The sequence below is a fragment of the Streptomyces ferrugineus genome (genome assembly GCF_015160855.1).
Classification (GTDB): domain Bacteria; phylum Actinomycetota; class Actinomycetes; order Streptomycetales; family Streptomycetaceae; genus Streptomyces; species Streptomyces ferrugineus.
On the sequence record NZ_CP063373.1, the window covers coordinates 6689501 to 6713260 of the forward strand.

The 23760-nt window shown below is 72.5% G+C and carries 28 protein-coding genes, 1 pseudogene and 1 riboswitch; of the genes and pseudogenes, 7 read left to right on the plus strand and 22 right to left on the minus strand.

Annotated elements, in window-relative coordinates; all coding sequences use genetic code 11:
* Nucleotides 1-19 precede the first annotated feature (19 nt).
* The 13 genes from IM697_RS30055 to IM697_RS30115 are packed head-to-tail and all read right to left on the minus strand — an operon-like array spanning nt 20 to nt 9459.
* A complete protein-coding gene (locus IM697_RS30055) occupies nt 20-322 on the minus strand; it encodes a gas vesicle protein K (protein WP_194039233.1) in 303 nt (100 codons plus the stop codon).
* Nucleotides 319-507 carry a gas vesicle protein gene (locus IM697_RS30060; RefSeq protein WP_194039234.1) on the minus strand — a complete coding sequence of 63 codons (189 nt, stop codon included), beginning with the start codon at nt 505-507 and terminating at the stop codon, nt 319-321. The genes IM697_RS30055 and IM697_RS30060 overlap by 4 nt, the downstream gene beginning before the upstream one ends.
* On the minus strand, nt 504-1298 hold the full coding sequence (locus IM697_RS30065; RefSeq protein WP_194039235.1) for a GvpL/GvpF family gas vesicle protein: 795 nt from the start codon (nt 1296-1298) through the stop codon (nt 504-506). Before IM697_RS30065 ends, IM697_RS30060 begins: the two co-directional genes overlap by 4 nt.
* Nucleotides 1295-1621: a gas vesicle protein gene (locus IM697_RS30070; RefSeq protein ID WP_194039236.1), complete on the minus strand. Its 327-nt coding sequence runs from the start codon at nt 1619-1621 to the stop codon at nt 1295-1297. Before IM697_RS30070 ends, IM697_RS30065 begins: the two co-directional genes overlap by 4 nt.
* Entirely contained in the window at nt 1618-2646 is a 1029-nt protein-coding gene (locus IM697_RS30075) for an SRPBCC family protein (RefSeq protein WP_194039237.1), read from the minus strand. The genes IM697_RS30070 and IM697_RS30075 overlap by 4 nt, the downstream gene beginning before the upstream one ends.
* Nucleotides 2646-3293: a DNA primase gene (locus IM697_RS30080; protein ID WP_194049940.1), complete on the minus strand. Its 648-nt coding sequence runs from the start codon at nt 3291-3293 to the stop codon at nt 2646-2648. The genes IM697_RS30075 and IM697_RS30080 overlap by 1 nt, the downstream gene beginning before the upstream one ends.
* Entirely contained in the window at nt 3293-3553 is a 261-nt protein-coding gene (locus IM697_RS30085) for a gas vesicle protein GvpG (RefSeq protein WP_194039238.1), read from the minus strand. The genes IM697_RS30080 and IM697_RS30085 overlap by 1 nt, the downstream gene beginning before the upstream one ends.
* 4 nt (nt 3554-3557) lie before the next feature.
* A complete protein-coding gene (locus tag IM697_RS30090; protein ID WP_194039239.1) occupies nt 3558-4328 on the minus strand; it encodes a GvpL/GvpF family gas vesicle protein in 771 nt (256 codons plus the stop codon).
* Nucleotides 4325-4747, minus strand: a complete 423-nt coding sequence (locus IM697_RS30095; protein WP_194039240.1) for a gas vesicle structural protein GvpA — start codon at nt 4745-4747, stop codon at nt 4325-4327. The genes IM697_RS30090 and IM697_RS30095 overlap by 4 nt, the downstream gene beginning before the upstream one ends.
* 52 nt (nt 4748-4799) lie before the next feature.
* Nucleotides 4800-5132 carry a gas vesicle protein GvpO gene (locus IM697_RS30100; protein WP_194039241.1) on the minus strand — a complete coding sequence of 111 codons (333 nt, stop codon included), beginning with the start codon at nt 5130-5132 and terminating at the stop codon, nt 4800-4802.
* A 60-nt stretch (nt 5133-5192) separates the two neighbouring features.
* A complete protein-coding gene (gene ligD, locus IM697_RS30105; protein ID WP_194039242.1) occupies nt 5193-6131 on the minus strand; it encodes a non-homologous end-joining DNA ligase in 939 nt (312 codons plus the stop codon).
* Complete coding sequence (locus IM697_RS30110) at nt 6128-7978, minus strand: transketolase (RefSeq protein ID WP_194039243.1); 1851 nt, start codon at nt 7976-7978, stop codon at nt 6128-6130. Before IM697_RS30110 ends, ligD begins: the two co-directional genes overlap by 4 nt.
* Nucleotides 7975-9459, minus strand: a complete 1485-nt coding sequence (locus IM697_RS30115) for an FAD-dependent oxidoreductase (protein WP_194039244.1) — start codon at nt 9457-9459, stop codon at nt 7975-7977. The genes IM697_RS30110 and IM697_RS30115 overlap by 4 nt, the downstream gene beginning before the upstream one ends.
* 188 nt (nt 9460-9647) lie before the next feature.
* On the opposite strand from IM697_RS30115, the gene IM697_RS30120 reads away from it, so the two are divergent.
* Nucleotides 9648-10739, plus strand: coding sequence for an enolase C-terminal domain-like protein (locus tag IM697_RS30120; RefSeq protein WP_194049941.1), 1092 nt, complete (start codon nt 9648-9650; stop codon nt 10737-10739).
* A gap of 2 nt (nt 10740-10741) precedes the next feature.
* Nucleotides 10742-10897: pseudogene (locus IM697_RS30125) on the plus strand (enolase C-terminal domain-like protein); the annotation flags it as partial.
* 30 nt (nt 10898-10927) lie between these two features.
* Here IM697_RS30125 and IM697_RS30130 read toward each other — a convergent pair.
* Nucleotides 10928-11983 (minus strand): SDR family oxidoreductase, encoded by a 1056-nt coding sequence (locus IM697_RS30130; RefSeq protein ID WP_194039245.1) that lies wholly within the window; start codon nt 11981-11983, stop codon nt 10928-10930.
* Between the two features lie 6 nt (nt 11984-11989).
* Nucleotides 11990-12472: a phage holin family protein gene (locus tag IM697_RS30135; protein WP_194039246.1), complete on the minus strand. Its 483-nt coding sequence runs from the start codon at nt 12470-12472 to the stop codon at nt 11990-11992.
* 114 nt (nt 12473-12586) lie between these two features.
* Here IM697_RS30135 and IM697_RS30140 point away from each other — a divergent pair, with 114 nt between their 5' ends.
* Nucleotides 12587-12934, plus strand: a complete 348-nt coding sequence (locus IM697_RS30140; protein ID WP_194039247.1) for a VOC family protein — start codon at nt 12587-12589, stop codon at nt 12932-12934.
* On the opposite strand, the gene IM697_RS30145 is transcribed toward IM697_RS30140, so the two are convergent.
* From IM697_RS30145 to IM697_RS30175, 7 genes are all read right to left on the minus strand, one after another.
* The gene (locus IM697_RS30145; RefSeq protein ID WP_194039248.1) at nt 12925-13491 is read right to left on the minus strand and encodes a GNAT family N-acetyltransferase; all 567 of its coding nucleotides are present in this window, start codon (nt 13489-13491) and stop codon (nt 12925-12927) included. The genes IM697_RS30140 and IM697_RS30145 overlap by 10 nt on opposite strands.
* 45 nt (nt 13492-13536) lie before the next feature.
* Nucleotides 13537-13791, minus strand: coding sequence for a LapA family protein (locus tag IM697_RS30150; protein WP_194039249.1), 255 nt, complete (start codon nt 13789-13791; stop codon nt 13537-13539).
* 58 nt (nt 13792-13849) lie between these two features.
* Entirely contained in the window at nt 13850-15628 is a 1779-nt protein-coding gene (locus IM697_RS30155; protein ID WP_194039250.1) for a CocE/NonD family hydrolase, read from the minus strand.
* A 103-nt stretch (nt 15629-15731) separates the two neighbouring features.
* The gene (locus IM697_RS30160; RefSeq protein WP_194049942.1) at nt 15732-16655 is read right to left on the minus strand and encodes a S66 peptidase family protein; all 924 of its coding nucleotides are present in this window, start codon (nt 16653-16655) and stop codon (nt 15732-15734) included.
* Nucleotides 16656-16663: 8 nt separating this feature from the next.
* Nucleotides 16664-18628: a S9 family peptidase gene (locus IM697_RS30165; protein ID WP_194039251.1), complete on the minus strand. Its 1965-nt coding sequence runs from the start codon at nt 18626-18628 to the stop codon at nt 16664-16666.
* A gap of 5 nt (nt 18629-18633) precedes the next feature.
* On the minus strand, nt 18634-19938 hold the full coding sequence (locus IM697_RS30170) for a M20/M25/M40 family metallo-hydrolase (protein WP_194039252.1): 1305 nt from the start codon (nt 19936-19938) through the stop codon (nt 18634-18636).
* Nucleotides 19931-20764, minus strand: coding sequence for a M55 family metallopeptidase (locus IM697_RS30175; RefSeq protein WP_194039253.1), 834 nt, complete (start codon nt 20762-20764; stop codon nt 19931-19933). Before IM697_RS30175 ends, IM697_RS30170 begins: the two co-directional genes overlap by 8 nt.
* A gap of 100 nt (nt 20765-20864) precedes the next feature.
* Nucleotides 20865-21050: riboswitch (cobalamin riboswitch) on the plus strand.
* 30 nt (nt 21051-21080) lie between these two features.
* On the opposite strand from IM697_RS30175, the gene IM697_RS30180 reads away from it, so the two are divergent.
* The 4 genes from IM697_RS30180 to IM697_RS30195 are packed head-to-tail and all read left to right on the plus strand — an operon-like array spanning nt 21081 to nt 23760.
* On the plus strand, nt 21081-21782 hold the full coding sequence (locus IM697_RS30180; RefSeq protein WP_194039254.1) for an energy-coupling factor ABC transporter permease: 702 nt from the start codon (nt 21081-21083) through the stop codon (nt 21780-21782).
* A gap of 11 nt (nt 21783-21793) precedes the next feature.
* A complete protein-coding gene (locus tag IM697_RS30185) occupies nt 21794-22144 on the plus strand; it encodes an energy-coupling factor ABC transporter substrate-binding protein (protein ID WP_194039255.1) in 351 nt (116 codons plus the stop codon).
* A gap of 3 nt (nt 22145-22147) precedes the next feature.
* Nucleotides 22148-22897, plus strand: a complete 750-nt coding sequence (gene cbiQ, locus IM697_RS30190) for a cobalt ECF transporter T component CbiQ (protein ID WP_194039256.1) — start codon at nt 22148-22150, stop codon at nt 22895-22897.
* Nucleotides 22894-23760 carry an ATP-binding cassette domain-containing protein gene (locus IM697_RS30195; RefSeq protein WP_194039257.1) on the plus strand — a complete coding sequence of 289 codons (867 nt, stop codon included), beginning with the start codon at nt 22894-22896 and terminating at the stop codon, nt 23758-23760. Before cbiQ ends, IM697_RS30195 begins: the two co-directional genes overlap by 4 nt.

The window sequence follows — 23760 nt, forward strand, 5'->3', positions numbered from 1 at the left end:
GTGAATTCACTTCCTGAATTCACTTCCTGGGAAGTAGCGGTCCCAGCGGCCCGAGGTCCAGATTCAGGTCCTCGGGCCGCAGCCCGTAGCGCTCGCGCAGCTCGGTCATGCGCTCCTCCAGCAGCATCAGCGTCAGCCCGATCCGCTCCTCCTGCTCCTCGCTCAGATCGCCCTCGTCGAAGCGGCGCAGCGCCTGGCGCTCCATGAGCTGGCGGAGCAACTCCACGACCGTCAGGACGAGTTTGACGAGGTCGCGCTCCACGGTGTCGGGATCGAGGTCCAGTCGGTCGCGACGGGTCGGCCGGTGGTGCGGTGAGGTCACGACGACTCCCCCCAGGGCGACGGGACCTGCTCGTTGACGGAGCTGATCAGCGCGTTCAGGTCGATGCGGACGAGGTCGACGTCGGCGATGCGCAGGGTGATGTCCCCCGTGACGACGACGCCCCCGGCGAGCAGCCGGTCGAGCAGGTCCACCAGGGCGATCTCGCGTCGTTCGACGACGGTCACCGCTCCACCTCCGAATCCTCCCCGAACTCCCCGGTAAAGGAATACGCCGCCCACGGTCCGGTGAGCTCGACCCGTATTCCGGGGGCGTCGTCCTTCTCCCGGTCCACCAGTTCCACGAATTCCTCGGAATCCGCGCGCGGCACCAGATAGGCGGCGTTGAGCACATTCTGCCCGGAGGCACCGGAAAGCGCCGCACTCTGCGGGGCGTGCAGCCGGGAATCCTCGGCGAATGCGGAGAGCTTTTCGTGCAGCCGTCCGGCGAACGCGGTGGCATGCTGCCATACGTCCTCACGGGCGCGGGTCTGCATACGGCGCCGGCGCAGATAGTCGCGGCCCGACTCGGCCTTCGCCTCGGGCCGGCCGGGCTCCGCGGCCTCGGCGGATTCGGCGGCGTCCGTCTCGACGTACACCTTGACGCCCCACTCCACCTGCCCCTCCAGCCGGTCGAGGACGCGCCGGAAGTCCTCCTCGCGGGCCTCCATCATGGTCCGTACGCCGCTGTCGTCCCGGAAGACGGTGGCGAGCCGCAGCGGCAGCGGTGTGGTGACGGCCGTGAGCGCGTCGATGACCTGCTGATGGGCGCGGGCCGTCGCGGTGAGCCAGTCGAGGTCCTCCAGATGGGCGCGCAGCGCCGCCTCGGTGAAGTCCGCCTCCGGCACCGTGCCGACGACGGCGACCAGGCCGTGGTGCGTCAGCTGCTTCGGCGGCGCCCCGGCCACCCCGGTCAGCTGCGCCTGGAGGGCGGAGCGGAAGGGGCGGCACACGGCGTAGACGTAGCGCAGTCCGGTCATGGGGCCTCCTCCTGCTCCCGGCCGGGCTCCAGCCGGGCCAGCCGCTCGCGCAACTCGGCGTTCTCCCGGGCGAGTTCGTTGCGGCGGGCGCGCGAGGACAGGGCCGGGTCGTCCTCCCACCAGTCGATACCCATCTCCTTCGCCTTGTCGACCGAGGCGACGATGAGGCGGAGCTTGACGGTGAGGAGTTCGATGTCGAGCAGATTGATCCGGATGTCACCCGCGATGACCACACCCTTGTCGAGCACCCTTTCCAGGATGTCCGCGAGGTTGGCTCCGCTGCCCTGGCCATAGGGCTCGGGGAGCCGACTGGGCATCGTCATCGCCGGCTCCCGCCGCCGGCGTACTCGTCCTCGTCCTCGCGCTCCGGCTCCTCCTCGTACTCGGGCTCCTCCTCGTACGCGTCCTCGGCCTCTTCGTCCTCCTCCTCGTACTCGCCCTCGGGCTCTTCGCCCTCTTCCTCCTCCTCCGCGACCGCGTCCTCATGGCTGCGGACGACCTCGCCGTCATGGATCCGGCCGCGCCAGCCGTCCTCGGCCTCTCCCTTGAGGGTGATGAAGCGGACGAAGTTCTTCAGGTCGAGGCGGGCCCGGCGGCCCTGGGCGCGCCAGAGGTTGCCGGTCTTCTCGAAAAAACCCTTGGGGTAGTACTCGACGACCAGCAGGACGCGGGTGAGGCTGTCGTCGAGGCGGTGGAAGGAGACCACGCCCTTCGTGGTGCCCTTGGCGCCCTCCGAGACCCAGGCGATGCGGTCGTCCGGCACCTGCTCGGTGGTGCGCCCCTTCCAGCTGCGGTTGGACCAGAAGACCTTGAGCTGCCAGTCGGACGTCGTGTCGTCGGCGCGGTTCGCGCTCTTCACACCCTTGGCGAAGGTGCTGAAGTCCTGGTACTGGGTCCACTGGTCGTACGCGGTGCGCACCGGCACGCCGACATCGACGTACTCGATGATGACGGTGGGCTTGTTGCCGGCCGAGCGTTTGCCCTTGGTCTTGCCCTTGGCCTTGTCTCCGAGGCTCTTGAACGCGCCGACGACGTTGTCCTTGGCGTGGGCGGCGCCCACCTCGAGCGCGCTGCGCAGGGGGCTCTTGCCGTCGGCGAGCTTGCGGCCGCCGTCGCGGGCGAGCTCGATCAGGCCCGGGCTGCGGCCCTCGGCGATGTCGTTCAGCTTGACCGTGGCCTCGCCGAGTTTGTGCCCCGCGCCGACCAACAGCCGCTGGGTCTGTGCGGCGAGGTACTCCTGCAGCTCGGCCTTGAACCGGTCGGCGGCCTCGCTGTGGGCCACCCCGGCGAGTGGTTGCTTCGCCGCTCCGCGGGCCGCGGAGCTCGCGGATCCGAGTGTCTTGGTCATCACCCGGCACCGCCCTTCGACTGGCGCGCCCGGCCCCCGCGAGCGGTCCCGCTCCGCTTCTCCGCCGTTTTCCTGGGCGCTGTCCTCCCGGCAGCGGTCTTCCTCGCCGCCGTCTTCTTCGTGGAAGCCTTCTTCGTGGAAGCCTTCTGCGTCGGCTTCCTGGCGGCCTGCTGCGCCGAGGCCCGCTTCGCCGTCCCCTTCCGGGACGGCTCCTCGTCCCGCGCGCGCGGCTCTTCTTCCTCGGCCTCGCCTTCGGTCTCCTCCTCGGTCTGTGCCGCGGCTTCCGCGGCTTCCTCCTCGTCCTGCTCGCCGCTGTCCGGTGTCGGCACAGCGTCCGACAGCTTGTCACGCACGTCGGCCGTGCGTCCGTGCAGCCGGTCGGCGAGCGCGTCGAGCCGGCGCTCGACCAGGGCGCCGGACGCCGCTTGGCCGACGCCGCGCAGATCCTCGCGCAGCTGGTCCCCGATCTCCTTGAACTGGGGGTTGTCCTGGAGCTGTTGGGACACCAGGTCCGCGACGGCCCGCGGGCTCAGACGCATCCGCTTGCCGGCCACGACGCCGCCGACGGCCAACGCCAGTTTCAGTTTCCTCGTCCGTCCGAGGACGTATCCGGCCCCTATCGCGAGGCCCAGTCCCACTCGGTTCATCATGCCGTCCCGTCGCTGTCTCCGTACCCTGCGCGCAGGCCGATCTCGAGTCGGTCGAGAAGTTCGTCCTCGCGGCGGTCGAACTCCTCCTCCTCGATCTCGCCTGCGGTCAACTGCTGCTCCAACCGCGCCAGTTCAGCCCGCACCGCAGTCGGGTCGTAGTAGCGGCGTTCGGCCTCGTGCAGCACCTGTCTGATGACCCATGCGCTGCCGCGCACCGGGGCGAACGGCAGCAGGAGCACCTCTCCGATCAGTCCCACGGCCTCACTCCTTCGCTGCTCCGCCGCCGGACATGCTGTCCGCGGGCTCGGCGGGACCGGGCTCGACGAAGCTGTACGGCGGGAGCGGGCCGTTGACCCGCAGTTCGAGGTGCGGATGGCCCTCGCGGAGCTGTTCCACCGCGGTGAGGAACGTCTCGACCTCGTCGCGGTCCACCAGGAACGACACGTTGGCGAGCCAGCCGGTGGACTCGGGGCCCACGCTGACCGCCGCGGCGGCCGGTTCCAGGGTGTGCCGCACATCGGTCGCGTCCTCGGCCTCCCGGGCCTTGACGGCGGCGACGACCATCTCGCCGAGCCGCAGCCGCTGCTCGTAGCTGCCGCCGCCGGACTGCCGGTTGGCCTCGGTCATGGCCCGGATCTCCGGGTTCTCGGCGAGCACGCGGTGCAGGACGGCCTCTTCGGCGTGGGACGCCTTGACGTTGTACTCCACCTTGCCGTCCAGGGCCGTCAGCCGCTCCTTGTAGTGCTCGGCGCGCTCGGCGAGGACCGCGGTGACGGTGTCGTCGTCGGGGGCGACGCTGCCGAACCGCATGGGCAGCACGCAGCCGGCCGCGCCCGCCTCGGCGAGCACGCTGGAGTGGGCGAGCAGTTCCCTGCGCTTGGGGCGCAGCCCCTCGGGCGCGTCGCTGACGAGGGCGGCGAGTTCGCCCTCCGTCAGCACGCGCACCGGCCGGGAGGGGTCGCCGACGCCTCCCATGTCCTTCGGAAGCGCACGGTGCGAGCTCGCGGTGATCCCGTACACGTACGTACTCACTCCTGCTCCTCCTTCCTGCGCGCCGTGGTGGACTTGCGGGCACGCTGCCTGGGCTCGCGCTCGCCTTCGTCGCGCGCTTGCTTGAAGGCCTCCGAGACGGTCTCGGCGGCGCCGGACAGCGCGCCCTTGGACTTGCCGCGCGCGCCGGACTCGGTGACCTCACCGACGACGTCGGGCAGACCGGGGCTCTTGCTCGGCCCGGCCTCCAGGTCCAGCCGATTGCACGCCTCGGCGAAGCGCAGATACGTGTCGACACTGGCGACGACGACCCGGATGTCGATCTTCAGGATTTCGATGCCGACCAGGGAGACCCGTATGAACGCGTCAATGACGAGCCCCCTGTCGAGGACGAGTTCCAGGACGTCGTAGAGGCCGCTGCTGCCGCCTCCGCCGGTCTGCTGTGCGGGGACAACGGTCATACCGACCGTTCCTCCTTGTCTCGGGGCGGGGTACTGGGTGTGGGCGGGCGGCCTACCGACCGCCGGACCTGTGTGCGTCGGAGCGCCCACGTTCGTAGCGGCGCGTGCGCCGGTATCCGGTGAGCTGTCCCTGGGGGTCAAGATCGACTCGGTAGCTCGCGATGAGACTCATCGTGTCGGGTACGCGGGCCAGCTCCAGGACCTCGACCTCGAGCGTCCAGCCGTCCTCCGTCTGCTCGAAGGACGTCACCGTCTCCGCGTTCATGCCGGTGAGTTCGGCGAGTTGGGTCCGTGCCTCACGCAGGACCTCGACAGGGGCCGGCCGCTCGCCCGCCCCGCCCGTGTGCCGTCTGGATGACTTGGGTGTCTTCTGTGAATCATTCATGGGCGCCTCCCGCGCCGAGTGGCCTGGTCGTCGCCCGTCAAACCCGTTCCGCGGTTTTCTTCAGTCCCGCAGTGCGTCGAGCCTGCGCCGCGCCGGGCCCAGGGCGCGGCCGCGGCGCGGCACCCCGGACCAGGGATCGGTTCGCGCCTGCTGCACGGCGTCGGCGATGCTCCAGCGACGAGCGTCCAGGTCCGGGTCGTCCAGCTCGGACCAGGCGAGGGGCGTGGCCACCGGGGCGCCGGGGCGGGCCCGGACGGTGTAGGGCACGACCGCCGTCTGGGCGTAGGCGTTGCGCTGCACGTCGAGGTAGAGACGATCACCGCGGTCCTTCTTGCGGGCGGCGGTGGTGAGCCGGTCCGGGTGGGCGGCGGCGAGGGCGTCGGCGATGTCACGCGCGGCGTCGCGTACGCCGTCGAACTCCTCCCGCCCGTTCAGCGGGACGACGACATGCAGCCCGCGCGAGCCGGTGGTCATCAGCCCGGAGGGCAGCTCCAGCTCGTCGAGCAGTTCGCCGAGGAGCCCGGCCGCCTCGCGGACCTGCTCGAAGTCGTCCCCGGCCGGATCGAGGTCGAAGACCATCCGGTCGGGACGGTCGATGCCGCCGGTGCCGTCGATACGGGAGAGGAAGCGGTGCAGGGTGAGACAGGCCTGGTCGGCGAGGTAGACGAGGGTGGCGGTGTCGTCGCACACCGTGTGGCAGACGGTGCCGTCCTCCTTGGGCAGTTCCACGCGGGTGATCCAGTCCGGGTAGTACTCCGGGGTGTTCTTCTGCATGAACTTCTGCCCGTCGAGCCCGTCGGGGTGCCGCTCCAGCATCAGCGGCCGGCCCCGCAGGTGCGGCAGCATGAACGCGGCGACGGACCGGTAGTAGTCGACGAGATCGCCCTTGGTGTACTCCTTCGCGCCCCCGTGGCCGGGAAAGAGCACCTTGCCGACGCGCTTGACGTCGACCGTACGGCGGCCCGCCCGCACCTTCTTCGTGGCGCCCTCGCCCGTCACCGTACGACCGCCTCCTCCACCAGCAGCCTCCCGGCGGCGGCGATGGACATGGCGTCGATGCCCGCGGCGTGCAGCTGCTCGTCCGGGGAGGCCGAGCCCGGCATCATGCGCACGGCGAGCCGCACCAGGCGCGGCGTCGGACGGCCGTCGAGGAAGGCGTCGATCACGGCGTCGCCGATGCCGCCCTCCTCGTGGTGGTCCTCCACGGTGAGCAGGCAGCCGGTGTCCTCGGCGGCCCGGCGCAGCGTCTCCCGGTCGACGGGCTTGACGGAGTACAGGTCGATGACCCTGACCTGGATGCCCTCGCGGTCCAGGGCGTCGGCGGCGGCGAGCGCCTCGTGCACGGTGACACCGGCCGCTACGACGGTCAGCCGGTCGCGGTCGCCGGCGCGCAGCACCTTGCAGCCGCCGACCGGGAACTCCTCGTCGGGGCCGTAGATCACCGGGCCGGCGCCGCGCGAGGTGCGCAGATAGCGGATGCCGTCCAGTCCCGCCATGGCGGCGACGAGCCGCGCGGTCTGGTTGGCGTCGCACGGGTACAGCACGGTCGAGCCGTGCACGGCCCGCATCATCGCCAGGTCCTCCAGGCCCATCTGGCTGGGCCCGTCCTGACCGATGGCGACGCCGGCGTGCGAGCCGACGAGGTTGACGCCGACGCCGCTGACGGACGCCATGCGCACGAAGTCGTGGGCGCGGGTGAGGAAGGCGGCGAAGGTGGAGGCGTACGGCACCCAGCCGCGGGTCGCCAGCCCCACGGCCGCGGCCACCATCTGCTGCTCGGCGATGTAGCACTCGAAGAACCGCTCGGGGTGTTCCTTGGCGAAGAACTCCGCGCGTGTGGAGTCGCTGACCTCGCCGTCGAGGGCGACGACGTCGCCGCGCCCGGTGCCGAGGGCGGCGAGCGCCTTGCCGTAGGCGTCGCGGGTGGCGACGTCGTCCCCTCCCTTCTCCCACCGCGGGAGCTCGAACTGTCCGGCGCGCACGGCGTGCAGCATGCGCGTCGCCGGCGGCTCGTGCACCCGCACGCGCACATCGCGCGGTCCGCCGAGTTCGGCGATGGCCTCGTCGGCGTCGGGCAGCGGCTTGCCGTGCAGTCCCTCGCGGTCCTGGACGCTTTCGACGCCCTTGCCCTTGAGGGTGCGGGCGAGGACGACGGTGGGCTGTCCGGTGGTGGACTCGGCCTCCCCGTACGCCCGGTCGACGGCGTCGACGTCATGGCCGTCGACCTCGACGGTGTGCCAGCCGAAGGCCTGGAAGCGGCGGGCGTAGGCGTCTAGGTCGTGGCCGTGCCGGGTCGGGCCGCGCTGGCCCAGCCGGTTGACGTCCACGATGGCGGTGAGATTGTCCAGGTGCTCGTACGCCGCGTGCTCGGCGGCCTCCCACACGGAGCCCTCGGCGAGCTCGCTGTCCCCGCACAGCACCCACACGCGGTACCCGGTCCGCTCCAGCCGCTTCCCGGCCAGCGCGATGCCGACGCCGATCGGCAGCCCCTGCCCGAGCGAGCCGGACGCGGTCTCCACCCATGGCACCCGGCGCGGGGTGGGGTGCCCTTCGAGCCGGCTGCCGACCTTGCGGAAGGTGAGCAGCTCGCCGTCGTCGATGGCGCCGACGGCCTTGTAGGCGGAGTACAGCAGGGGCGTGGCATGCCCCTTGGACAGGACGAACCGATCGTTGCCCGGATGGGCGGGCCGCTCGAAGTCGTAGCGCAGATGCCGGGCGAGGAGTACGGCCATCAGATCCGCGGCGGACATCGACGACGTCGGATGCCCCGACCCCGCGGCGGCGGAGGCCCGCACGCTGTCCACGCGCAGCTGCTGGGCGAGCTCGGTCAGTTCGGCGGTGTTCATGTGTCTCCTTCCGGGGAACCGGGGGACGGGGGCCGCTGCGGCTCGTGACCCGCCGGGAGGTCCGGCTGCTTCACGGGGCCGGGGGGTTCGGCGTGGGTGGCGGCGTCGGGGTCCTGGACGGGGTCGAGGGCTTCGGGGCCCTGGGCGGGTTCCCCGCCGGGCCGGTTCCGCTCGGGCCCGCCCGGCACCCGGGCCAGCTCCGGCGAATCCGTGTCCAGCGGCACCGACCACGACCGTACGAGGCCCAACTGCACGGCCTGGCGGGGCAGTGCGGCGTCCAGGAGCCAGTCGGCGGCGACGCGGACGCGGTTGCCGGGCATCGCGGCGAGGTGGTAGCCCCGGGCGACCGCGCCCGCCGCCACGCCGGACAGATGGACGCCGAGGGGGTTGGCGGCCGCCTTGGCGCCGCCGAGGTCGACGACGAAGCCCATGTCGCGGTGGCGGTGGACGCGGCGCTCGCCCAGGCCCAGGGACGCGGCGACGTTGTGGGCCACGGTCCTGCCCTGCCGCCAGGCGTGCTGGGCGGTCATCGGCGTGTACGCGCCGGGCTTGTCCAGGTCGGGCACGGCGGCCGCGTCGCCGGCGGCGAACAGTTCGGGCCGGCCCGGCACCCGGAGGTAGGGGTCGACGAGCAGCCGGCCCCGCTCCATCGGCAGTCCGAGGGACTCGGCGAGCGGATCGGGCCGTACGCCGACGCACCACACCAGCGTGCGGGTCTCGACGAACTCGCCGTCGGTCAGCAGCACCCCGCGGCGCGTGGCCTCCTTCACGGAGGTCCCCATCCGCACCTCGACGCCGCGCTCGCGCAGCACCCGGTCGGCCGTGCGCGACAGCCTCTCGTCCAGCTCGGGCAGAACGCGCCCGGCGATGTCGAGCAGCAGCCAGCGCGGCCGCATCCCGGCCCGCAAGGGGTGCCTGCGCACCTGGGAGTCGGTGAAGAGCTTGCCCTGCGCGGCGACCTCGGTTCCGGTGTAGCCGGCGCCGACCACGACGAACGTGCAGCGCGCCGCGCAGCTCCCGGGGTCGTCGGCCGCGGCGGCCAGCTCCATCTGCCGGGTGACCTGGTCACGCAGATACAGCGCCTCGGGCAGCCCGCGGAAGCCGTGCGCGTGCTCGGCGACGCCGGGGATGGGCAGCAGTCTGTTGACGCTGCCCGCGGCCAGGATCAGCCGGTCGAAGGACAGGGTCCCGGGGCCGCCCTCGGGGCCGGTGTAGTGCACGGTGTGCCCGTCGACGTCGATGGTTCCGGCCTCGCCCAGCACCAGCCGTACGTCCGGCAGGGTGCCGGAGAGCGAGACGGTCACCCGGCGCGGTTCCAGGATGCCTGCGGCGACCTGGGGCAGCAGGGGCAGATACAGGAAGTAGTCGGTCGGGTTCAGCAGGGTGATCTCGGCCTTGCGCCGGGTGAGCCGGGACAGGGTTCGGGCCGCCCGGTACCCGGCGAATCCGGCTCCGACGATCACGATGCGGGGTCGACTCACGGTGGGCCTCCGGCGCTGTCGCGTACCTCGGGAGCCTTCCGCGTCCCCCAGGTCAGGGCCGCCAAACGTGCGCCCGGGCGGCCTCGTCCTTCCGGCATGCCGGCCCGGCCGGCCCGGTTTCGTGCCGGGTCTGCGGGTACCCGGTCGGCGTGTATGCCTTGGCGAGCGACGAGTTCCCGGCCCTCATCATGAAACTCCACCTGCCCGTGGTGTCCGTCTACACGGTGCCCACCGACGCCCCCGAGGCGGACGGCACCCTCGCCTGGAACTCCACGACCGTGGTGATCGCCGAGGTGACGGCGGGCGACGCGACCGGCACGGGCTGGACGTACGGCCCGGCGGCGGTCGGCGACTTCCTGCGTGACCGTCTCGCTCCGCTGGTCGAGGGCCGTGGCGCCCTGGACATCCCGGCCGCGCACGAAGCGATGTGCCGCGCGATCCGCAACGCCGGCCGGCCGGGGGTCGCCGCGTGCGCGATCTCGGCGCTGGACATCGCCCTGTGGGATCTCAAGGCCCGGATCCTGGAGCTGCCGCTGGCCCGGCTGCTGGGCGCCTGCCGCGAGCGCGTGCCCGTGTACGGCAGCGGTGGCTTCACCACGTACCACGACACCCATCTGGCCGCGCAGTTGAACGGCTGGGTGCACGGTCAGCACATCCCGCGCGTGAAGATCAAGATCGGCGAGGAGTGGGGCCGCGCGGTCGAGCGCGACGTGGCCCGGGTGCGGGCGGCGCGGGAAGTGATCGGCCCCGAGGCCGAGTTGTACGTGGACGCCAACGGCGCCTACACCCGCAAGCAGGCGGTCCGGGTGGGCCACGCGCTCACCGAGTACGGCGTCGGCTGGTTCGAGGAGCCGGTGTCGTCGGACGACCTGACGGGGCTGCGTCTGGTGCGTGACACCCTGCCCTGCGATGTCGCGGCCGGTGAGTACGGCTACGACCTCCCGTACTTCGCCCGCATGATCGCCGCGGGCGCGGTCGACTGCCTCCAGATCGACGCCACCCGCTGCGGCGGCCTCACGGAGTTCCTGCGCGCCGCCGCCCTCGCCCAGGCGCACAACCTGGACGTCTCGGCCCACTGCGCCCCGCACGCCCACGCCGCCGCGTCCGCCGCGCTTCCCAACCTCCGGCACATCGAGTGGTTCCACGACCACGTCCGGATCGAGGACATGTTCTTCGCGGGAGCCCTGGACCCGACAGGCGGCACCATCGCCCCGACCCAGGGCCTCGGACACGGGCTGACGCTACGGGCGGAGGAAGTGGAGCAGTACCGGGTGGCATGACCCGCTACATCGAGTGGTTCCACGACCACGTCCGGATCGAGGACATGTTCTTCGCGGGAGCCCTGGACCCGACAGGCGGCACCATCGCCCCGACCCAGGGCCTCGGACACGGGCTGACGCTGCGGGCGGAGGAAGTGGAGCAGTACCGGGTGGCGTGACCCGCTGGGGCGTGGGCTGCGTCGGCGGAATCAGCTCCGCGGCGCCCGGCCCCGTCGGCGCAGCCCGGCGGTCATGACGGCGCCCAGCCCTCCGGCCAGGACACCGGCCCCGACCCGGGTGCGGTTGCGCGACACCCACTCCTGCGGGCCGCCGGCCACCGCCTCCTCGTCGAACCGCCCATGCGCCCCGAAGTCCCGCCCGTGCGGCCCGTCCGCCGGCGTCCACAGATTGCCCGGCCCGGCCGGCCCGGCCTCGCCCCCGTCCTGCTGGGCCTCGAACCCGGTCCGCGCCAGATAGCGGTCCAGCAGCCCGGGCGCGACCGCGTTGGCGAGCAGCGTCGCCACGGTGGCGCCGCCGACCCAGTACTCCCGCCGCCGCCCGTGCCCGGCCGCGTGCACGATCGCCCGTGCGGCCACCTCCGGCTGGAACACCGGCGGCACCGGCCGGGCGCGCCCCGGCAGCCGGTTCAGCACCCAGTCGAACTGCGGGGTGTTGACGGCCGGAAGCTGCACCATCGTCGTCCGCACCCGGCTCCCCTGGTGGAGCAGCTCGCACCGCAGGGACTCGTTGAACCCCTGAATGGCGTGCTTGGCCCCGCAGTACGCCGACTGCAGCGGAATCCCCCGGTAGGCGAGCGCCGATCCGACCTGCACAACCGTGCCCCGGTCCCGCGGCAGCATGTGGCGCAGCGCGGCCCGGGTGCCGAACACATAGCCCAGGTACGTCACTTCGGTCACCCGCCGGAACTCGTCCGGGCTGATCTCGGTGAACGGCGCGTAGATCCCGGTGAAGGCGTTGTTGACCCAGACGTCGATGCGCCCGAAGGCGTCGGCGACCTGCTGAGCCGCGTCGTCGACGGCCTTGGCGTCGGCCATGTCCACAGTGACGGCGAGTGCCTCACCGCCGGCCCGCTGCACCTCGTCCGCCGCCGCGGCGAGGCCCTCGCGCCCCCGGGCGAGCAGGGCGACCCGGTCGCCCCGGGCGGCGAAGGCGAGGGCCGCGGCCCGGCCCACGCCGCCGCTGGCCCCGGTCACCACGACGGCCCTGCCGTGCCCCGGCAGGGCCCTCTCCCACGACGTGCGCATGACGCGTCACGCCCGGTGGTGCGGCTGCTCGGGGTCGATGCGGTCCGGACGCGGCGCCGTCTGCTCCGCGGCATCCGTCGCCGGTGGCGTGGGCGGCACCGGCGGATACGGCATGCCGAGCCCGCTCGGCGGGGCTGCCGGCGCCGTGCCGCCGACGGGGTGTCCGGGCGCGGCGGCGGTCCCGGCGCGGTGCTCCGGCGCCGGCCGTGCCGCGCCACGCAGCACGTACGCCAGTGCGCCGAGGATCACCGCGGTGATCAGCGCGGCGGCCCAGTCCGGCAGCCCGGCGGCGAGGCCGAGCCCCAGCGCCAGCGCGAGGGCAGCGCCCGCGTAGAGGGCGACGGCGCCTGACGCCGCGTAGAGCGTGGCCCGGCGGCGCTGCCTGCGCGTCTGCTCGCGCAGCTCGTCGCGTACGGTCTCGCGGGCCACCTGTGCCAGCTCGTCGACCAGTTCCCTGTCCAGATGCTCAAGATGATCCAAGCGGTCCATGGCGGCCGGGTACCCGTGCGGGCGTACGCATAACGCGGGCGCACGCATAACAGGGAGTGAGGGGATCACGTGAAACGATCTCCGTTCCCGGCCGTGCCCAACTAGGCTCTCCACATGGACATTCTGGGAGCCACGCTGCGCGTGTGCGTCGATGATCTGGAGGCCGCGGTCCCCTTCTACGAACGCCTTGCGGGCGGCACAGCTCTCCGCTTCGAACGCGGTGGCGTGCAGGTGGCCGCGGTCGGCTGCTTCCTGCTGATGAGCGGCCCCCAGGCCGAGCTGGAGGTGCTGCGCAAGGTGGCGGCGACCATCGCCGTCACGGACGTGGAGGAGGCCCACAAGGTGCTCAGCGAGATGGGGGCGCACATCGTCGCGGGGCCGCTCCCGACACCGGCGGGCCGCAATCTGATCGCGATGCACCCGGACGGGGCGATCTACGAGTACGTGGACCGTCAGGCCTGAGCCGGCGGAGCCGACCGCATCTCGGCGGTGATCGCCCACCGTTCGTGATCGCGCCAGGCCCCGTCGATGAAGAGCATGCCCGGCGAGAACCCCTCCAGGCGGAATCCGCAGGCGCGGGCGAGGGCGATGGAGGCGGTGTTGGCCGGCTGGACGTTGATCTCCAGCCGGTGCAGCCGCATCGGCCCGAAGGCGTGGCCGACCACCAGGTCGAGGCCCTCCCGCATCAGTCCGCGCCCGGCCGCGTGCGCGAAGGCGCCGTATCCGAGGGCGCCGCTCTGGAACGCGCCCTCGACGATGTTGTTGATGTTGATGAACCCGGCGATGCCCCCGCCGTCCTCCTTCGCGCAGACCAGGAACCCCGCCTTGGTCGGGTCCTCGATCAGCCGCCCGGCGTAGGCGGCGTACGCGGCGGCGCTGTCCGGCGGGAAGAGCCACGGGTGGTGCAGTTCCTTGCTCGCGCGGGCACCCGCGGTGAACTCGGCGGCGTCCTCGTAGGTGAAGTGACGTATGCCCACACGGGGGCCTTCGGTGAGGTAGCGGGACGCGAGGTGCGGCATCCCGCCAGCCTACGGCCCGCCGCAGCCGGCTCCACCGGACGGGCCCTAGCGGCGCCTGCCCATGAAGTACGCGCCGAACACCGCGCCGATCAGGCCCATGGCGAGCAGCGCCAGCCACAGGGGCATCGTCACCAGGGGGACCAGCAGCCGGATCTCGGTCTCGCCGGTGTTCTCGAAGATGAAGACCAGGGCGAGGACGGCGAGCACCAGCACGGTGACCCTGGCAGGGGTCATCGCCCCGGCCAGGCCACCGCGCCTCCCGCCGACCCTCGTGCCCTTCCGTGACGCCTTCGTGCTCATACCACCAAGGATGCTCCCGCGGACGCGATCACGCACGGTGAGCGGCCCGCCGGATCGTTCAGTCGAGCACCGGCAGCCGGAGCACCCCGGTGTCCCGCGGCGTGCTGACCACGGTCACCGGCTTGATCCCCCGGTTTCCGAAGTACGCGTCGTCACTGGCCGCGATCACGAAGCGCAGCCGGTGCCCCTTCTCGTACCGGTGCACGATCCCCGGCAGGGTCACGGTGAAGCCCTTGGTGACGTCGGGGACCCGCACCGGTGCCACCAGCCGGTGCACCAGCGTCCGGGTGCCGTCGGGCGCGATGTCGTAGAGCTTGGCGAAGAGCACCAGCTTGTCGGCGGCGTCCCCGGAGTGCTGGGTGCGCTCGGCATTCGGGGAGACGACCCGCAGCGTGGCCCGGGGTGCGCCGACGACGTCGGTGGTGCGCGCGAGCGGCTCGCTGGTCCAGCCGAGGTGGGTGCCCGGGGTGTCGTACGGCGCCGGGTCCTCAAGGCCGATGAGTCCGGCGAGCGAGCTTTCCGAGTGGCTGGTGGAGACGAGCAGGTTGGTGTAGGTGCGGCTGCCGCGCACGACCTTGCGGCGGTTGTCGACGAGCTTGCCGTCGCCGGAGAGGTAGAGCGTGCGGCTGAGGCCGGGGAGGCGGTCGGTGGTGGCGTAGGTGTGGTTCGGGTCGGTGATCCAGTCGCGGTAGTAGGCGAAGGCGGGTCCGGTGTCGACGTGCCGCTGCCTGAGGTAGCGGTCGAACCAGGCGAGGACGCGGCGGCCGACGTAGCTGGTCTCCAGGTTGCCCTGGCCGAGGTTGAGTTCGCCGGAGGCCGGGTCGGTGCGGCCGCCGCTGTGCCCCCAGGACTGCCAGATCATCTTGGTCGGGGTGCCCTGCGCCTTGAGCGTCTTGTACGTGGCGGTCGCCTCGTTGAGGTTGAAGAGGCTGTCGGCCTGGCCCTGGACGAGGAGGGTGAGCGCCTTGACGCGGTGCAGGTAGGACACCGGTGAGACGCTGCGGGCGTAGGCGAGCAGCTCGGCCGTCTGCTTCGCCGGGTAGCGGCCGGAGTTGAGGGTGCGGATCGTGTCGCAGGCCCGGGTGACGAAGTGCAGACAGTCCATGGAGTTGATGCGGGACGGGTCGAGGCTGGGCTCCAGCAGGGGCTGGCCCTCGCCCATGAGGTAGAAGCCGTTGGCCCACTGCCATTTGAAGGCGCCGGGGACGTTGCCGCCGCCGACGGCGTTGTTCGGGTCGAGCGAGTACGCCAGGTCGTTCCAGGTGATCATCGGCACGAGTGCGTCGAGGCGCCGGTCGACGGCGGCCGTGGCGAGCTGGACGGCTCCGCCGTAGGAGCCGCCCACCATGCCGACGCGCGGGTCGCCGGGGGCGTCGAGGGTGACGAAGTCGGCCTTGGTGCCGTCGTCGGCGGCGCGCCGGCCGCCCAGGAAGTCGATCAGCCGGGAGGCGGCGACGCCGTCGATGGCGGGGTCGTCGAGCGAGATCAGACAGCCGGACCTGCCGAAGCCGAGCCCGGAGTAGACGAGGGCGACGTATCCGCGCTGGGCGAAGGCCGCGCCGACGATGTTGGTGGAGCCGTCGGACTTGCTGCCGCCGAAGCCGTTGGTGGCGACGACGGCGGGCGCGGGACGGTCCCGGTCCACGTCCGCGGGCCGGTACAGGTCGGCGTCCACGGTGCAGGTACGGCCGCCCGCCTGGACGGTGAACTTCAGGGCGGTGACGGTGAACTGACCGGTCGCGGCGGTGGCCGGAGCGGTGAGCGCGAGGGGGGCGGTGAGCGTGGCGCCGAGGACGAGAGCGAATGGGGCTCGGAATCTGGGCACGCGACGGGGCACGGGGACCTCCACACGACTGGCCGGCTGCCATGGTGTGACACGTGTCAGACGAGGTCAATCACCTGGATGAGCGGTTTCTTGACAGAAATTCAGCAAACGGCGCTCAGCGCAGCGCGGGTTCGTCGAGAGCCAACTCCCGTGCGTCGGCGTCGAGTTCGGCCCGCACGCCGAAGGGCATCGTCAACGCCCCTTCGCAGTGCCCGAAGCCGAACTCCGCCACGACGGGCACGCCAAGACCACCCAGCCGGTCGACCAGGACCGCGCGCACCACGTCGTACGGACCGCAGCTCGCCCAGGACCCGAGCCCGATCCCGGCGACTCCGTCGAGCCACCCTGTGCGGAGGAGTTGGGTCAGCATCCGGTCGATGCGATAGGGCTGCTCGCCGACGTCCTCGATCAGCAGCAGCCCGCCCCGCGCACCGGCCCGGGCGTGCGGTGTGCCGAGGTCGGAGGTGAGCATGCTCAGGCAGCCGCCGAGGGTGACGCCCCGGACCCGCCCCGGAACCATGGCCGTACCGCCGGCGGGGATCACCCGGACCGTCTCCGGCTCGAACAGCGTGGCCTTCAGATGTTCCTGCGCACGGACGTTCTTGACGAAGTCGACTCCGGCCGCCGCCGGGCCGTGCAGCGTGACCAGGCCGAGCCGGGTGGCGAACGCCTCGTGCAGCACGGTGATGTCGCTGAAGCCGACGAACACCTTCGGCCCGGCCGCCCGCATCGCCTCCCAGTCCAGGAGGTCCACCATGCGCTGCGCCCCGTAGCCGCCCCGGGCGCACAGCACGGCGTCGACGGACGGGTCGCACCAGGCGCTCTGGAGATCGGCGGCCCGGTCGGCGTCGGCGCCCGCCAGATAGCCGAACTCCCGGTGCCGGTCCAGCACATGGGGCGCCGCCACCGGATCGAGGTCCCAGCCGCGCAGCACGTCCAGTCCGGCCTCCAGCCGCTCCTGGGGCACGGGTCCGCTGGGCGCGACGACGGCCACCCGGGCGCCGGGGGCGAGTCGGGGCGGACGGACGAGCGGCCGTATCGGCGCTGTCACTTGGCGAGCTCCAGCTTCGGGATTCCGGGCGGGTTCAGCCCGAAGACCTGGGCGTACAGGGAGAGCTCGGACTCCAGGACGCGGATCATCGTCTCGGCCCGCCGGAAGCCGTGGCCCTCCCCTTCGAAGGCGATGTAGGCGTGCGGCACCCGGCGTCCCTCCATCCGGGCCAGGAACCGTTCGCACTGGGCGGGCGGGCAGATCACGTCGTCCAGGCCCTGGAGCAGCAGGAACGGCACGGTGAGGCGGTCGGCGTGGGCGGCGGGCGAGCGTTCCGTGTAGCGCGCAGGCACCTCGGCGAGCCGGCCGATGAGCGACTCCAGGTACCGGGACTCGAAGTCGTGGGTCTCGCCCGTGCCCCAGCCGGCCAGGTCGAGGATCGGGTAGAGGATGGTGCCGCAGGCGTAGACGTCGGTCGTGGTGAGCGACGCGGCCGCGGTCCAGCCGCCCGCGCTGCCGCCCCGGACGGCGAGCCGGTGGCGGTCGGCGGTGCCCTCGTCGGCGAGGGCGAGCGCGACGGCCGCGCAGTCCTCGACGTCGACCACGCCCCACTGCTCGCGGAGCCGGTCGCGATAGGCGCGGCCGTATCCGCTGGAGCCGCCGTAGTCGACCTCGGCGACGCCGATGCCGCGTGAGGTGAAGTAGGCGATGGCCAGGTCGAGCACGAGGGGCGCCCGGTCGGTGGGTCCGCCGTGCGCCCAGACGACGTACGGCGGCGGGGTGTCTGTGGGGGCCACGCAGCCGGGGTTGTGCGGCGGGTAGATGTGCGCGTGGATCTCGTCGCCGGTGGGGCCGCTGAAGGTGCGGATCTGCGGCTCGGGATAGTAGGCGGGGTCCACGGCGTCGTCGTGCGCGGCCCCGATCACCCGGGACCGGCCGGTCCGCGTGTCCAGTTCGACCACTTCGTAGGCGCTGCGCGGACTGGCGCCCACGGCGATCACCCGCTCGCCGTGCACCGCGAGCGTGGGCGCGAACTCCGTCCAGGGGCCGGCGGCGTCGACGATCTCGCCGGTCTCGGGGTCCAGTATCCCGAGGGCCGTCGAGCCGCGGCCGTGCACGACCGCGACGAGCCCGCTCGCCAGCGGGGCGAACCAGCGCAGGCCCAGCTTCCACAGCGGCCCGCCGAACTCCTCCTCGCGCGGGCAGAGCGGGGCGCCGTCGCGGTAGAGGTTCCACCAGCCGCTGCGGTCACTGGTGTACAGCAGCCTCCCGTCGGCCGACCAGTCGACCTGGGCGATCGCCTCCCGCAGGCCGCCGGCGACGGTCCGCGGGCCGCCGAGCGTGCCGTCGGCGCCGACGTCGGCGACCAGCAGTTCCGTGCCGTCCCACGGCATCCGCGGATGGTCCCAGGCGAGCCAGGCCGCGCGCCGCCCGTCGGGCGAGATCCGCGCTCCGGTGACGAAGTGGTGCCGGTCGTCGGTGAGTTCGCGTACCGCGGCCCGGTCCCCGGCGGCCGATCCGTCCAGCGGGACGGCGGCCAGGACGCGCCGCACATCGGTGGGCCCCTCCCCCGTGAACTCCTCCAGCACGCACCACACCTCACCGAGGTCGAGCCGCACCTGCGGCTCCACCCAGCGCAGTCCACCGCCCGTCTCGGACACCGGACTGATCGGACGCGGTGTGCCGCCCTCCTCGTACCGGTACAGCCGCTGATCGGCGAAGTCGACGAAGACGACGAGCGGCCGCCCGTCGACCAGCGCGCCGGCCCAGGGCTGTCCGCCGTACTCGACGACCCGGCTGCGCACGTTCCACGGCGTGGGCAGCACCGACTCCTCGGCCCCGTCTTCGCGCCGTCGCACCAGCGTGCGCCGTCCGCCCTCCGTGGGCCGTGGCTCGGTCCACCACGCCTCGTCGCCGACGAAGCCCACGTACTCGGGGTGCCCCTCGTGCGCCGCCGCGGTGGCCGCGTCGATGGGCGAGGGCCAGGAACCGTACGCCAGTGTCCGCACTGTCTCCCCCACCTCGCCTAGGCCGTGCGCAGAAAGCGGTCGAGCACCCGGACGCCGAAGTGCAGTGCCTCGACGGGCACCCGCTCGTCGACGCCGTGGAACATGGCCCCGTAGTCGTAGCCCTCCGGCAGCTTCAGCGGCGAGAAGCCGTAGCCGGTGATGCCGAGGCGGGAGAACTGCTTGGCGTCCGTGCCGCCGGGCGTGCAGTACGGCACCACGTGCCCCTCGGGCGCGAACTCCTCGACGGCGGCGCGCATACGGGCGTACGTCGGTGAGTCGACGGGCGACTGGAGGGCCACCTCGTGGTGGTGGAACTCCCAGTCGACGTCGGGTCCGGTGAGCCGGTCCATCGTGGCGCGGAACTCGTCCTCGAAGCCCGGCAGATAGCGGCCGTCGACGTAGGCCACGGCCTGACCCGGGATGACGTTGACCTTGTAACCGGCCTCCAGCATGGTCGGGTTGGCGCTGTTGCGGACGGTCGCCTCCACCAGCTTGGCGACCGGGCCGAGCTTCTGAAGCAGGCCGTCCACGTCGTCCAGGTCGGCGTCGAGGCCGTACAGGGCGGCGAGTTCGGTGAGGGCGGCGCGGACCGTGGGGGTCAGACGGATCGGCCACTCGTGGGCGCCGATCCGGGTGACGGCGGCGGCGAGGCGGGTGACCGCGTTCTCCCGGTTGGGCCGGGAGCCGTGCGCGGCCCGCCCGCGTGCCGTGAGCTTCATCCAGCCGGTGCCGCGCTCGCCGGCCGAGAGCGGATAGAGCTGCCGGCCGCTGCCGTCGTGGACGGTGAAGGCGCCGGACTCGCTGATGCCCTCGGTACAGCCCTCGAACAGCCCCGCGTGCCGGTCGGCGAGGAACCCGGAGCCGTCCTCGGCGCTGGCCTCCTCGTCGGCGGTGAACGCGATCACGACGTCCCGCCGGGGCCGTACGCCCTCGCGGACCCAGGCCCGGACGACGGCCAGGATCATCGCGTCCATGTTCTTCATGTCGACCGCGCCGCGCCCCCACACCACGCCGTCGCGGATCTCCCCCGAGAAGGGGTGCACGCTCCACTCGTCGGCCTGCGCGGGCACCACGTCCAGATGGCCGTGCACGAGCAGCGCGTCCGCCGACGGGTCGGTGCCCTCGAAGCGGGCGACGACGTTCGTACGGCCCTTGGTGCGCTCCAGCAGGGTGGGCTCCAGGCCGGCCTCGGCCAGCCGGGCGGCGGCGTACTCGGCGGCGGGGCGCTCCCGGCAGTCGCCGCCGCCGCGGTTGGTCGTGTCGATGCGGATGAGGTCGGACGTGAACGTGACGACCTCGTCCAGTGCCTGCTCGTCAGCCATACTGCTCCTCCACCGCGGCCGAGACGATCGTGGTGACCGCCTTGAAAGTACGGATTCCCTCGTACATCCGCTCGCTGGTGTACGCCACCTTTCGCTCGCCGACACGTGCGACGCCGGGGACGACGGTGGCGGCCATCGCGAGGTGCTCGGCGTCGAACTCGACGGCCATGGTGAACGGGCCGTCGTCGACCGGCTTCTGACGGACCGCCAGAGCGGCCGCCTCCTTGGCGGCGGCACGAATGTCCGCGGCGGTCCTGGCCGGCGTGCGGCACACGGCGGCGTAGCGCGAGACGTGGTCCTTGACGGCGACCTTCAGCGCCTCCGGCGCGTATCCGAGCGCGTCCTCGCAGGCCACGTCGTCGCCGGTGACGAGCACGACGGGCACGCCGTACTCGGCGACGACGTGCGCGTTCAGCAGGCCCTCGCTGGCGCGTACGTCGTTCAGCCACACCCCGGTGATCTGGTTCGCGAGGTAGGTGTGGGCGAGGATGCCGTCCATTCCGGCGCCGGCGTGGTAGCCGACGAAGGCGATGCCGTCCACGTCCCCGTGCTGCACGCCCTCCACCATGGAGAGCGCCTTGTGCCGTCCGGTGAGCATCTCGACCCGCTCGTCCAGTTGTTCGAGCAGCAGATTGCGCATCGTCCAGTGCGCCTCGTTGACGAGGACCTCGTCGGCACCCCCGTCGAAGAAGCCCAGCACGGCGGCGTCGACGTCCGAGGTGAACATCCCCCGGCACCGCTCCCACTGCGGCGTCCCCGGCAGCACGTCGGCCGGCCAGGTCACGCCGGTGGCGCCCTCCATGTCGGCGCTGATGAGGATCTTCATGGTCCGTCACGTTACGCGCCGACGGGGGAACCCGCCACGAAGCGGGCGAACGCCCCCTTCGCGCCCCCTGGGCGTGCTTGTCAGTCACCCTGCGCGGGCACTACTGTCACCACGCCTTGGTGAACGGGAAATCCGGTGTGATGCCGGTGCGGCCCTCGCCACTGTGAATCGGGAAGTCCGGCTCCGGCCCTCACGGGCAGCCACTGGGTCCTTCGGGACCCGGGAAGGCGGAGCACGGGCGGTGGTACCCGTCAGCCAGGAGACCGGCCAAGGCACGTCAACCATCCACGAGGTGCTGGAGAGGGTCTGCTGAGCCATGCACATAGCCGAGGGTTTCCTGCCTCCGGCGCACGCGGTCGCCTGGGGCGTCGCGTCGGCGCCGTTCGTCGTCCACGGAGTCCGTTCACTCACCCGTGAGGTCAGGGAGCATCCCGAGAGCACGCTGCTCCTCGGCGCCTCCGGGGCCTTCACCTTCGTCCTGTCCGCGCTGAAGCTGCCCTCGGTGACCGGCAGTTGCTCGCATCCGACCGGAACCGGACTCGGCGCCATCCTGTTCCGGCCGCCGATCATGGCGGTCCTGGGCACCATCACCCTGCTCTTCCAGGCGCTGCTGCTCGCGCACGGCGGCCTGACCACGCTCGGCGCGAACGTCTTCTCGATGGCGATCGTGGGGCCCTGGGCCGGATACGCGGTCTACAAGCTGCTGCGGCGGTACGACGTGCCGCTGATGGTCGCCGTCTTCTTCGGAGCGTTCGTCGCCGACCTGTCCACCTACTGCGTCACCAGTGTCCAGCTCGCGCTCGCCTTCCCCGACCCGGGCAGCGGATTCCTGGGTGCGCTCGGCAAGTTCGGCTCCATCTTCGCCGTCACCCAGATCCCGCTCGCGGTGAGCGAGGGCCTGCTGACGGTGCTCGTGATGCGGCTGCTGGTGCAGTCCAGCAAGGGCGAACTGACCCGGCTGGGTGTGCTCCTCGCCAAGAAGCAGTCCCGGAGCGAGACCGAGGCGGTGGCCCGATGAGCAAGAAGACGATGAGTAAGAACACGAAGATCAACATCCTGCTGCTGGCCGTCGTGGCCGCGCTCGCCGTGCTGCCGCTCGCGCTCGGGCTCGGCGACCACAAGGAGGAGCCGTTCACGGGGGCCGACGGCGAGGCGGAGACGGCGATCACCGAGATCGAGCCGGACTACGAGCCCTGGTTCTCGCCGCTGTACGAGCCGCCGTCCGGTGAGATCGAGTCGGCGCTGTTCTCCCTCCAGGCGGCCCTCGGTGCCGGGGTTCTGGCCTACTACTTCGGTCTGCACCGGGGCCGGCGGCAGGGCGAGCAGCGGGCGCTGGAGCGGCAGCGGGACGCCGAGAAGCCGAAGGCCGACGGGGTCTGACGGGTGCTGCCGATCGACGCGGCGGCGCACAGCAGTCGCTGGCGCCGCCGTCACCCCGTGGACAAGGCCGTGCTCGGGCTCGGCCTGACCGTGCTCGCGATCTCGCTGCCGCCCTGGCCGGGCGCCGCGCTGGTCCTGGTCACCGCACTCACCGTGCTGCTGGGTCCGGCGGGCGTGCCGGGACGGCGGCTGTGGCGGGCCTATCGCGTGCCGCTGGGCTTCTGCGTGACCGGCGCGGCCACGCTGCTCGTACAGGTCGGCGGGCCGCAGGGCTTCGTGTCCCTGGCCGATGACGGCCACCTGCGGGCCGGTGAGCTGCTGCTGCGCACCTCGGCGGCCTCGCTCGGAGTGCTGCTGTTCGCGTTCACCACCCCGATGTCCGACCTGCTGCCCCGCCTGGTGAAGGCCGGGGTGCCCGCACCCGTGGTGGACGTCGCCCTGGTGACGTACCGCATGAGCTTCCTGCTGCTCGACTCGATGCGCCGCGTACGGGACGCCCAGGCCGCCCGGCTCGGGCACACCACCCGGGCCGCCACCTGGCGTTCGCTCGCCGGGCTCGGCGCCACCGCCTTCGTGCGGTCCTTCGACCGGGCCTCCCGGCTGCACGCCGGGCTCGCCGGGCGGGGCTACGACGGCACCCTGCGTGTCCTGGTGCCCGAGGCCCGGGTCTCCGTCCGTTTCACGGCCGCGAGTTGCGCCCTGCTCGCAGCGCTGGCCGCCCTCACCCTCGTACTGGAGAAGGCCCTGCCATGAGCGAGCCCACCGCACTGGTCGCCCTGCGGGGCGCGTCCTACGCCTACGAGGACGGCCCCGTCGTGCTCAGCGGCCTCGACTTCGACGTGCCCGAGGGGCGCGCGCTGGCGCTGCTGGGCCGCAACGGCAGCGGCAAGACCACGCTGATGCGGCTGCTCAGCGGCGGGCTCAGGCCGCACGAGGGGCGGTTGACGGTGCAGGGCGCGCCGGTCGCGTACGACCGCAAGGGGCTGACCCGGCTGCGCACGACCGTCCAGCTCGTGGTGCAGGACCCCGACGACCAGCTCTTCGCCGCGTCCGTCGCACAGGACGTCTCCTTCGGCCCGCTCAACCTCGGCCTGCCCGACGCCGAGGTGCGGGCCAGGGTCGACGAGGCGCTCGCCGCGCTGGACATCGCCGCGCTGGCCGACCGGCCCACGCATCTGCTGTCGTACGGGCAGCGCAAGCGCACCGCCATCGCCGGGGCGGTCGCGATGCGGCCCCGGGTGCTGATCCTCGACGAGCCGACGGCCGGACTCGACCCCGACGGCCAGGAACGGCTGCTCGCCACCCTCGACGAGCTGCGCGCGGGCGGCACCACGGTCGTGATGGCCACCCACGACGTCGACCTCGCCCTGCGCTGGGCCGACGACGCGGCGCTCCTGACCCCCTCCGGTGTCCGCACCGGCCCCGCGCCCTCGATGCTGGCCCGCACCGATCTGCTCCGGCAGGCGGGGCTGCGGCTGCCGTGGGGGGTGGCGGCGGCCCGGTTCCTGCGCGCCCAGGGGCTGTTGGACGACGCCGCACCCGGTCCACGCGACGCGGACGAGCTGGCCGCGCTGGCGGGCGCGCACACCACGACCACGCTGCCGGCCGACGGCTGA